The organism is Belnapia arida (genome assembly GCF_016773205.1).
GTDB lineage: Bacteria > Pseudomonadota > Alphaproteobacteria > Acetobacterales > Acetobacteraceae > Belnapia > Belnapia arida.
The window spans coordinates 444295-454983 of sequence record NZ_JAETWB010000001.1 but is presented as its reverse complement, the minus strand read 5'-3'; the positions used below and the strand labels follow the sequence as shown (position 1 = coordinate 454983).

Genomic DNA, 10689 nt, shown 5'->3' with positions numbered 1-10689 from the left:
CGGATTCCACTCGGCAAGCCCCTTGGCGCGCGGGTGCAACACGGCTTCACTGGCACCCATGCGGGAGGAAGCGCAATGAGCGACAGCGTGCCGTTGAGCGCGGATTACGTGGTAGTGGGTGCCGGCTCGGCCGGATGCGCGGTGGCGGCCCGGCTCTCGGAGGATCCCTCGGTGCGGGTCGTGCTGCTGGAGGCCGGGGCGCGGGACCGGAACCCCTGGCTGCATGTGCCGATCGGCTATGCCAAGACCATGTACCATCCGACCCTGTCCTGGAACCTGACCACCGAGCCGGAGCCCGAACTGGGGGGACGCCGCGTGCCTTGGCCGCGAGGGCGGGTACTGGGCGGCTCATCCGCCATCAACGGCCTGCTCTATGTCCGTGGTCAGCACGAGGATTACGACCACTGGCGCCAGCTCGGCTGCACCGGCTGGTCCTTCGAGGACGTGCTGCCCTTTTTCCGCCGGGCCGAGGACCAGGAGCGGGGACCGAGCGCCTTGCACGGTGTCGGCGGGCCGCTTGCCGTCAGCGACATCCGCGACCGCAACCCGCTGGCCATGTCCTTCATCGAGGCGGCGGCGGAGCTCGGCTTCCCCCGCAACGACGATTTCAACGGCGAGACGCAGGAAGGCGCCGGCCTCTACCAGACCACCTCGCGCAAGGGCTGGCGGGTGAGCGCGGCGACGGCCTATCTGAAGCCCGTCCGCAACCGGCCGAACCTCATCGTGGTCGCCGACGCCCACAGCACCGGCCTGCTGATGGAGGGCCAGCGTGCCGCGGGCGTTCGGTTCCGCCGCCATGGCACCGACCTCACCATCCGCGCGGCCCGGGAGGTGATCCTCTGCGGTGGCGCCATCGCCTCGCCGCATCTGCTGCTGCTCTCCGGCATCGGCCCGGCGGAGCACCTGCAGGAGATGGGCCTGCCGGTGGTGCACGATCTGCCATCGGTCGGAACCAACCTACAGGATCATTTCCAGGCGAGGCTGGCCTATCGCGTCAACAAGCCGGTCAGCATGAACACTCGGACGCAAAGCCTTTGGGGCCAGTTTCTGATGGGCGCCGAATTCGCGCTGCGCCGCACCGGGCCGCTGACGGTCAGCGCCGGCACGGCCGGGTTGTTCGCCCGCGCCCTGCCCGGCAGCGCGACGCCCGATGTGCAGTACCATTTCCTGCCCTTCAGCACCTCGAAGACGATGACGGAGCTGCACCCCTTCCCCGGCATGACCATCAGCGCCTGCCAGCTGCGGCCCGAGAGTCGGGGGACGATCACCTTGGCGAGCCCCGACCCGGCGGCCAAGGCGCGCATCCAGGCCAACTATCTGTCCACCGAGACCGACCGGCGCTGCATGATCGAGGGCATCAAGCTCGGCCGGCGCCTGGCGCAGACGCGGGCTCTCGGGCAATGGGTCGAGGAGGAGATCGTGCCCGGCGCCGCGGCCGCCAGCGACGAGGACATCCTCGCCTTCATCCGCCAGACCGGCAACACGATCTACCACCCGAGCGGCACCTGCCGCATGGGCGGCGACCCGCAGAGCGTGGTGGACCCCGAACTGCGGGTACGCGGGATCGAAGGCCTGCGCATCGCCGACGCCTCGATCATGCCGACGGTGGTGTCCGGCAACACGAACGCACCGGCCATCATGATCGGTGAGAAATGCGCGGACATGGTCAAGGCCGCGGCGCGGGCACGGCTGGCCGCGTGAGCGGCACGGGGCGGGTGCCCGCCCCGGCCACACTTCAGTCACCGAGTGTCAACCCGCCATCCACCACCACCGTCTGCCCCGTCACCATGGCGGCGCCGGCAAGGAGGAAGAGCATCACCTCGGCAAGGTCGTCCGGCGAGCAGCGGCGCTTCAGCAGGGCCTTGTCGATGCTGCCGCTGCGCTGCTCATTGGTCCACTCGATCATCCAGGTGCTGTCCACCGCGCCGGGCGCCACCGCATTCACCCGGACCTCGGGCGCGAGGGCGCGAGCAAGGTTCTTGGTCAGGCTGATGACGCCCGCCTTGGTCGCGCCATAGGCCATGGAGGAGCCGGGCGAGTTCAGCCCGGCGATGGAGGCGGTGTTCACCACCGCGCCGCCGGCGGCCTTCAGCGCCGGGGCGGCCGCCTTGGTGCAGCGGAAGACGCCGACGAGGTTCACCTGCACCAAGGTCTGCCACAGCTCCTCCGTGATGCGGTCCAGCTCGTGGCTGGCGATGCTGGTGCGGCTGCCGGGCGTGCCGGCATTGTTGGCGAGGAAGTCGAGCCGACCGAGTTCGGCGATGGCCTGCTCCACCATGCGCGGCCCGTCGGCCGCATCGCCGACATTGCCGGGCGCGGCTATGACATCGAAGCCTTCCGCTTGGAGGCGCGCGACCTGCTCCGCGCCGCGCGGATCATCCGCCAGGTGGTTGAGCGCGACCCGCGCACCGTTGCGGGCGAGCTGCGTGACCAGTGCAAAGCCGATGCCGGAGGCGGCGCCGGTGACGAGCGCCGTGCGGCCGGCGAGGTCGTAGCAGATCATGTGCCCCGCTCCAGCCCAGCCATGGTGCCGATCTCCCGCATCGCCTGCTTGAGCGCGATGAGGCGCCGGTCGCGCGCCTCGAACAGCGCCGCCGGATCGCTCGGCCAGTCGTAATAGCCGGCGCCGGCGAGCACGCCGGTGCGGCCCTCGGCGACCAGCCGGTCGAGCGTGTCGCTCCGCCCACGCACCGGCGGCGGCGCGTAGCTCTTGTTGGCGAGGATCGCCTGGGACAGGGCAAGCCCCGTGAAATCCGCCTTGGCGAAGACGCCGAGCACCGGCAGGCGCAGCGCCAAGCCGTGGATGATGGCCGCATCGATCTCGGGCGCCGTCGCCACGCCCTCGTCCAGCAGGTGCTGCACCTCGAGGCCGATCGCCGCCTGGATGTGGTTGGCGACGTAGCCGGGGACGAATTTCTTCAGGCCGAGCGGCTGCTTGCCCATGCCGCGCAGCATCCCCATGACGCCTTCGACGACGGTGGGCTCGCAATGCGGGCCGGGGATGACGTCGACGAGGTCGACCAGATAGGGCGGCGTGTACCAATGGGCAATCAGCGCCCGCGCCTGCCGCGCCTCCGGGATCAGAGGAAAAACGTCGAGATGGCTGGTGTTGCTGGCGATCACCGCCTCGGCCGGCGCCAGGGCGTCCAGCTGGGCGAAGAGCGCGCGCTTGGCCTCCGGCGTCTCGATGATCGCCTCGACGATCAGCTCAGCGCCATCCACTGCCGCCGCGAGGTCGGCATGCCGCGTCACGGCCTGGGCGAGATGCGCCGTGGTCCAGTCCGCCAGCGCCTCGCCACCCTCGACCAGCGTGGCCAGCGCCTTCTCCATCAGCCCCTGTGCGCGGGCGAGCGTCGCCTCGCTGCTGTCGGTGAGGCGCACCTGATGCCCACCGAGCGCGAAGACCAGCGCCAGCGCATGCCCCATCGTCCCCGCCCCGATGACCGCGACCCGTGCCATGGCTTTCCTCCTTGCCGTATTCGGGCCGATACTGCCGTCAGAGCGGAGGAAACAGAATGGCCGATCTGCTGATCCAACAGGGACAGGGCGCCGGGCTGCGCTACCAGGACCTCGAGAACGAGGCGGATATTTGGCACTGGCTGGAGGCACCACCCGTGGGGGCAACGGGCGGCATCCCCTATGCCTTCGTCGCTTCGCTCGGCGACGTGTCGCGGCCGGCGCCCTTCCTCTACACGGTCGAGCTCGACATCGCCGAGGCCGACCTGCCGGCGATCTTCGACTGGTACGAGCGGGAGCACCTACCGATGCTGACGAGTTGCCCCGGCTGCATCGGCGGCACGCGCTACCGGCGGCTGGATGCAGGGGCGCCGAACCTCCTCGCGGCCTATCGCTTCGAGCGGCCGGAGGTGAACCAGACGCCAGAATGGATCGTGGCGCGCTCCACGCCCTGGACGGAGCGGGTGCGGCCGATGTTCCGCAGCTCGCGCCGCTTCACCCGACGGCTGCTGGCGTGACGTAGCCCAGCGCCAAGTCGCGCGCTGCGGCCTCGGGTGCACGGCGCGCCGGATCGCCGAAGCCGCCGCCACCCGAGGTCTCGAGGCGGATGCGGTCGCCGCGCTGCAAGGGCACGTTGTCCGATTTCGGCGGCATCAGGCTCTCCGCGCCGTCGCGCGTCAGTACCAGCTTGCCGGTGCTGGCCGGCGTCCCGCCGGCGAGGCCGTAGGGAGCATGAACGAAACGGTCCATGTTGGCGGTGAAGAAGCAGCGCGGGCTGTCGATGCGCCATTCCCGCAGCAGGCCGAGCCCGCCGCGATGCTCGCCCGCGCCGCCGGAGTCCGGTAGCAGCACGTAGCGGGTTATGGTGAGCGGCGCCTGCGCCTCGATCATCTCGATCGGGATGTTGCTGTTGTTGTGCATCCCGGCCGAGAGGGCGTTGACGCCGTCCTTCTTCGGATGCGCGCCGGTGCCGCCGATCTCGATTTCGACCAGCACCTCGCGCTTCTCGTCCGCCGCGACGGTTTGGAAGGTGCAGACATAGGAATTGCCGTAATAGGCCGCCGGAATGCGGTCCGGCACCGCCTGGTGCAGCGCGCCGAACATGGCGTTCAGCAGCCGGTGGGTGACGGCGATCCGATGCACGACCGGCGCCGGGGCGCGCGCATTCACGACCGAGCCCTCCGGCGCGATGGTCGTCACGGGCCGATAGCAGCCGGCATTGGCGGCGAAGGGCTCGTCGCAAGCGCACATGACGGCGAACATCACCGCCGCGTTGCTGCTGGCGAGCGTCGCATTGGTCGGCCCCTGCACCTGGGGCGAGCAGCCGGAGAGGTCGACCGAGATGGCATCGCCCGCGATGGTCAGCGCGACATGCAGCCTGATCGGCTTGTCGAGGTCGATGCCGTCATCGTCGAGCCAATCGGTGAACTCGTAGGTGCCATCCGGCATGCGCGATATTGCGGCGCGCATCGCCTGCTCGCTCATGTCGAGGATGCGACGCCCGGCCTCGATCATGCCCTCGGCGCCGTAGCGACTGGCGAGACGGCGGAGCGCGGCGGCGCCCACTTCGAGCGAGGCGATCTGGCTCTGCAGGTCGCCCAGCAGCAGGTCGGGCTTGCGGATGTTCTGCCGGATCATCGCCCAGACGCCTTCGTTGCGGCGGCCGTTCTCGATCAGCTTCAGCGGCGGGATGCGGAGGCCTTCCTGGAAGATCTCGATTGCCTTCGCCGCGTAACTGCCGGCCACCAGCCCACCGACATCGATGTGGTGGCAGAGCGTTCCGACGAAGGCGATGCGTCGGCCCTCGTGGAAGACCGGCTTGAAGGCACAGATATCGGGCAGGTGCTGGCCGCCGCAATACGGGTCGTTGGAGATGACGACATCGTCCGGCCCCCAGCTCGCCGAATCGACGTAGCGGTCGAGGATCTCCCGCAGGAAATGCGACATGCTGTTGAGGTGGCTTGGGATGCGGGCGGACTGGGCGAGGTTGTTGCCCTCCGCATCGAAGACGGCGGTCGAGTAGTCGAGCAGCTCGCGCACGATGGTGCTGCGCGAGGTGCGCCAGACTGTGACGTCCATCTCGGCGGCGGCAGCGGTCAGTGCGTTGCGGATGACCTCGATCTCAATGGGACCCAGGGGTGCTTGGGGCATCACGCATCACTCCGGGCGATGAGGGCGCCGGCCGCGCCGAGCGTGGCCGTCCAGCCGGAGCCGATCCAATGGGTGGCGAACGCTTCTTCCACGATGGCGGGACCGGTGATGCGCTCGCCGGGCTTCAGCGCTTCGCGGTCCCAGATCGGCAAGTCGCGCCATGCGCCATCAGCAAAGATGCGGCGTTGGCCCTTCAGCGAGGGCCGCTCCGCCGGATCAGGCTCCGCTGCATCCGGCTTCGGCAGGCGGCCTGTGGCGATGGCGCGGAGGGTGACGACCTCGGCCGCTTCCTGCTCATCGGCATAGCTGAAGCGCTGGCGATGCATCGCGTGGAAGCGGGCGAGCAACGCAGGAAGGTCCGGTATCTCCGGCCAGGGAACCAACAGTTCGAAGGCCTGACCGTGGTATCGCATGTCGGCGGCGATGACGATCTCGCGCTGCTCCGGCGGCACGCCATCGCGGGCGAGGCCGGCTTCCGCCTCGGTGCGGAGGGAAGCGATGACCTCGGCCATGGCCGGCAGGCTCGCCGGCGTCGCAGGCACCACGCGGGAACGGGCGATATCCTGCACGAGATCGCTGTAGAGGATGCCATAGGCAGAGAGGGTTCCGGGCTCACGCGGGAAGATCACCTCGCGGATGCCCATCTCGGCGGCCACGTCCGTCGCATGCAGCCCGCCGGCGCCCCCGAAGCTGAGCAGCGCGAAGTCGCGCGGGTCGAGCCCCTTTTCGAAGAGGGAGAGCCGCACCGCCGCGCCTAGATTGGCATTGGTGACCGTCAGCATCCCCTGCGCCGCCTGCTCGACGGACAGGCCGAGCGGCGCGCCGATCCGCGCTTCGATCGCCGTGCGTGTCGCCGGCATGTCGAGCTTCATCATGCCGCCAAGGAAATAGTCTGGATCTAGCCGTCCGAGGGCGAGGTTGGCATCCGTCACCGTCGGCTCCGTCCCGCCGCGGCCATAGGCGACGGGGCCGGGGCGGGAGCCGGCGCTGCGCGGGCCGACCGTCAGCCGCCCGCCGCTGTCGACGCTGGCGATGGAACCGCCGCCGGCGCCGATGGTCCGCATCTCGACCATCGGCAGGCGCACAGGCAGCCGGTCGATCTCACCCTGGGTCACAACGGAGACGCGGCCGCCCTGCACGACGGAGACGTCGTAGCTGGTGCCGCCCATGTCGACGGCGACGAGGTTCGGCCGATGCAGCAGCTCCGCGATACGGCCGGCCGCCAGCGCACCGCCGGAAGGGCCGGACAGCAGCAGCCGCGCCGGCTGCTCCGCCGCCTGACGCAGGCTGCACACGCCGCCGTTGCTCTGCACGAGGAAGACGAGCGGCTGGAACCCCCCTTCCCCCAGCCGTGCCTCGAGCCGGTCGAGATAAGCCTTCACCACCGGCATCAGCAGCGCGTTCAGCACGGTGGTGCTGCTGCGCTCATATTCGCGGATCTCCGGGCTGATCTCGCTCGAAAGCGAGACGGGCAAGGCAGGCCGCGCCGCGGTGATCAGCGCCTTCAGCCGCTGTTCATGCGCCGGATTGACGTAGCTGTGGAGCAGGCACACCGCCACCGCTTCGGTACCCAGTTCGTCCAGCCGGGTGATGAGGGCGGGCAGCGCAGCCTCGTCCAGCGCGACCTCCGCGCTGCCGTCGGCGCGCATCCGCTCCGGCACGCCGAGGCGGCGGTCGCGCTCGATCAGGCAGGGAAAGGAATCGAGATCGAGCTTGTAGAGTTCCCGCCGGACATGGCGGGTGATTTCCAGTACGTCCTCGAAGCCCGCCGTCGTCAGCAGCACGCCGCGGGCGAGTTTGCGCTCCAGCACTGCATTGGTCGCAATGGTGGTGCCGTGCAGCAGCAGCCCGACCTCAGGCAGGGCGAAGCCGAAGCGCGCCGCCGCCTCGGTCACGCCGCGCAGCAGGCCGGTGGACGGGTCCTCCGGCGTGGTCGGCGTCTTCCAGGCGCGGACGTTGCCGTCACGGGCATCGAGGATCTGCAGATCGGTGAAGGTGCCGCCGATATCGACGGCGATGCGGACGGGCTTCTCGCTCATCCCATCACCCGCGGCAACCACAGCGCGATATCGGGCCAGATCATCATCAGTACCACCGCCAGAAGATAGGCCCCGAGGAAGGGCATGACGCCCGCGAAGACATCGGTGATGGGCCCGGGCCGCGGCCGCATCCCCTGCAACACATACATCACCGTGCCGTCCGGCGGGCTGATCTGCGCGATCTCCACCAGCATGGTCACAATCACCCCAAACCAGATGGGATCGTAGCCGAGGGCCTGCACTACGGGGAAGATCACGGGCACGGTGGTGATGATCATGGAGAAGCCCTCCATGAAGGTGCCGAGCGCCAGGTAGAGCGCCAGGATCGCCGCCATGATCGCCCAGGGCGGCAGCGGCAGGCCGCCAATGAAGCCGGCGAGGGCCTGCGGCACGTTGATGGTCGTCAGCAGGTAGTTCAGCAGGTAGGCGCCGAAGATGATGAGGCCGAGCAAAGCGGTGTTGCGCGCCGTCGCCTCGGCGCTGGCGTTCAGCAGACGGAGGGAGAGCTTGCCCTCAATCGCGGCGAAGACCGCGGCGCCGACGACGCCGAGCGCCGCGGCCTCGGTCGGCGTCGCGTAGCCGGCATAGATCGAGCCGAGCACCAGGAGCATCAGCAGCAGCGTCGGCACCAGGTCGACGAGGGCGCGCAGCTTCTGCGCGAGCGGCAGTGGCGCCGGCTTGGGCAGTGGGTGCCGCAGCCCATGGACGGTGATGACCAGGATGAAGAGGCCCGTCACCAGGATGCTCGGCAATAGCGCCGCGATGTAGAGGGCGCCGACCGAGGTCTCGGTGATGAGGCCGTAGATGATGAAGGTGATGCCCGGCGGGATCAGGTTGCCGAGCGCCCCGCCCGCCGCGAGCGAGCCGAGCACCATCCGTTGGCTGTAGGCCGAGTTGTTGAAATAGGGCAGCGCGACCGAACCCATCGTCGCCGCCGTCGCCACGGAGGAGCCGGAGATCGCCGAGAAAACGGCGCAGGAGACAATGTTGGTGTGCAGCAACCCGCCGGGCAGCCGGTTCAGCCACACGTTGAGGGCGCGGTAGAGCCGGTCCGACAGGCCGGCGCGCAGCAATATCTCCCCCATCAGCAGGAAGAGCGGCACCGCCACCAGCACGAAATTCGAGGACGGGCCCCAGAGCGTCTGCCCGGCGAAGGCCCACCACGGCCGGTCGGAGAAGGCGAGGCCGATCAGCACGCCGAGCAGGCCGAGCACCGCCGCGACATAGACGCCGGCGCCGAAGAAGACCAGGAAGGCGCCGGTGAGCGCCAGAATCTCCACCACCGGCACCGCCTGCCCGCCCGTCGCCGCGGCGAAGACGGCGACGCCGAGCAACACCAGCATCAGGGCGACCGCGATCATGGCTTTCGCGCCATCTCGACCGCCTCAAGCGCCTCGGCCGCCTCGTCGTCGATGGTCCGCGAGCCGAGCAGGCGGTCCAGTTCTTCGGGGCGGCCGTTCAGCAGGGCAAGCGCGCCATCCAACGCGAGCACCACGATCATGGCGCAGAAGGCGAAGATGCCGAAGGCCCAGATGCCCTGCGGCAGCACCAGCGGCACGCGCAGCGCGCTGTTGTCATGCGCGTCGAACAGGATGCTCTCATCCACCAGTGACCAGGCGGCCCAGGCGCAGAAGGCGGCGAAGGCCCCAAGCAGCAGCAGCGACAGAAGGTGCAGCACGGCCCGCAGCCGCAGCGGCAGGCGGTTCACCCAGACATCGACGCGGATATGCGCCCGCTGCGCCAGCGTATGCGCCAGCGCCCAGGCGATGCCGCCGGCGAGCATGTAGCCCGTCACCTCCACCGTCGCGGAGGAGGAAATGCCGAGAAAGCTTCGCCCCAGGATGTCGAAGGTGATGAAAAGTGCGCAGGCCAGGTAATTCCAGCCCGCGACATAGGCCATCCCCGCCGCCAGCCTGGCGACGCCCCGTCGCAGCCCCCTCACCCGCCGAACCGGATGCCGGCGATGGGGGCGATGGTCTGGTTGTAGACCTCGCCGCAGCGGGCGCCGCAGCGACGGACGAAGCCGGGGAGCACGGTCTTCTCCAGGATCTCGCGCAGGGCGGTGCGGTCGGCTTCGGTGGCGGGCACCTCGGTCATCGGGCGGGCGGCGAGGCTGTGGATGCGGCAGGCATCGGCCTTGCCGATGGCGCAGTCGATGCCGTCCCGCGTCGCGGCGGCGCCGAGCTCCCACTGGCGGTTGCTGATTTCGCGGAGAGCGCCCTCCATGAAGGCGCGCACCTGCGGATCCAGCCTGTTCCACCAGGCGATGTTCACCATGTAGCCGGCCAGCGCCCAGGCGACGGGGAGGTTCGAGATATGCGTCGTCACCTCCGGCCAGCGGGCGGCGACGCCGCTGCCGCTGCCGGTGATGGCGCAGTCGACCACGCCACGCTCCAAAGCCGAGTAGACCTCGGGGAAGCCGATCGAGACCGGCTGGGCGCCGAGGGCGGTGACGAGGTCGACCAGCGAGTTGCCGAAGGTCCGCACCTTCCGCCCGCGCAGGTCTGCGAGGCTGGCGAAGGGCGTGCGGCAGAAGACCACCTGCGCGGGGAAGGGATAGATCACCATCAGCCGGGCGCCGAAGCGCTCCAGGTCGCGGTTGACGACGGGCAGCATGGCCTCGGCGATGCGCTTCGCCGCGCCGATCTCGGGGGCGAGGCCGGCGAGGTCCACCATGTCGAGGATCGGCACGTCGCCCGAGAGGGTGGAGAGCGTGCTGGCGCCGATATCCGCCTGGCCGGAGCGGACGAGGCGCACCAGCTCCGTGCCCGAGAGGTTGCGCTCGGCATGGGTGGAGAGCTGGACCTCGATGCGGCCGCCGCTGCGCTGGGCGACCTCCTCCCGCAGCACGGGGATGTCGACGCGGGTGTATTGCGGCTGGGTCGGCAGCGGCTGGGTGACGGCGACGACCGAGACCTTCGGGCCGGCGGGCAGGCTGGCGGGGACCTGGGCCAGGGCCGGGCGGGTGAGCGACAGGGCGGCCAGTGCCGCGATCCAGGCCAGTCTCATGCGGGAGCCTCTCCGTTGCGGGCGGAGCATGGCA

General features: G+C 69.7%; 9 protein-coding genes. 2 read left to right on the top strand and 7 right to left on the bottom strand.

The window, feature by feature from the left end:
• Positions 1–75: 75 nt before the first annotated feature.
• Complete coding sequence (locus tag JMJ56_RS02340; RefSeq protein WP_202829992.1) at positions 76–1701, top strand: GMC family oxidoreductase; 1626 nt, start codon at positions 76–78, stop codon at positions 1699–1701.
• A gap of 34 nt (positions 1702–1735) precedes the next feature.
• On the opposite strand, the gene JMJ56_RS02335 is transcribed toward JMJ56_RS02340, so the two are convergent.
• Together JMJ56_RS02335 and JMJ56_RS02330 are read right to left on the bottom strand one after the other, a co-directional pair.
• Complete coding sequence (locus JMJ56_RS02335; RefSeq protein WP_202829991.1) at positions 1736–2503, bottom strand: SDR family NAD(P)-dependent oxidoreductase; 768 nt, start codon at positions 2501–2503, stop codon at positions 1736–1738.
• The gene (locus JMJ56_RS02330) at positions 2500–3459 is read right to left on the bottom strand and encodes a 3-hydroxyacyl-CoA dehydrogenase family protein (RefSeq protein WP_202829990.1); all 960 of its coding nucleotides are present in this window, start codon (positions 3457–3459) and stop codon (positions 2500–2502) included. The genes JMJ56_RS02335 and JMJ56_RS02330 overlap by 4 nt, the downstream gene beginning before the upstream one ends.
• Before the next feature lie 56 nt (positions 3460–3515).
• On the opposite strand from JMJ56_RS02330, the gene JMJ56_RS02325 reads away from it, so the two are divergent.
• Positions 3516–3974 carry a hypothetical protein gene (locus JMJ56_RS02325; RefSeq protein ID WP_202829989.1) on the top strand — a complete coding sequence of 153 codons (459 nt, stop codon included), beginning with the start codon at positions 3516–3518 and terminating at the stop codon, positions 3972–3974.
• Here the strand turns inward: JMJ56_RS02325 and JMJ56_RS02320 are convergent.
• From JMJ56_RS02320 to JMJ56_RS02300, 5 genes are read right to left on the bottom strand one after another with little or no spacing between them, the layout of a single operon-like run.
• Positions 3952–5607: a hydantoinase B/oxoprolinase family protein gene (locus JMJ56_RS02320; protein WP_202829988.1), complete on the bottom strand. Its 1656-nt coding sequence runs from the start codon at positions 5605–5607 to the stop codon at positions 3952–3954. The two genes, JMJ56_RS02325 and JMJ56_RS02320, sit on opposite strands and share 23 nt — an antisense overlap.
• Positions 5607–7646, bottom strand: coding sequence for a hydantoinase/oxoprolinase family protein (locus tag JMJ56_RS02315; protein ID WP_202829987.1), 2040 nt, complete (start codon positions 7644–7646; stop codon positions 5607–5609). The genes JMJ56_RS02320 and JMJ56_RS02315 overlap by 1 nt, the downstream gene beginning before the upstream one ends.
• Positions 7643–9007: a TRAP transporter large permease gene (locus JMJ56_RS02310; RefSeq protein WP_202829986.1), complete on the bottom strand. Its 1365-nt coding sequence runs from the start codon at positions 9005–9007 to the stop codon at positions 7643–7645. The genes JMJ56_RS02315 and JMJ56_RS02310 overlap by 4 nt, the downstream gene beginning before the upstream one ends.
• Positions 9004–9588 (bottom strand): TRAP transporter small permease subunit, encoded by a 585-nt coding sequence (locus JMJ56_RS02305; protein ID WP_202829985.1) that lies wholly within the window; start codon positions 9586–9588, stop codon positions 9004–9006. Before JMJ56_RS02305 ends, JMJ56_RS02310 begins: the two co-directional genes overlap by 4 nt.
• Positions 9585–10655, bottom strand: coding sequence for a TRAP transporter substrate-binding protein (locus tag JMJ56_RS02300; RefSeq protein ID WP_202829984.1), 1071 nt, complete (start codon positions 10653–10655; stop codon positions 9585–9587). The genes JMJ56_RS02305 and JMJ56_RS02300 overlap by 4 nt, the downstream gene beginning before the upstream one ends.
• Positions 10656–10689 lie beyond the last annotated feature (34 nt).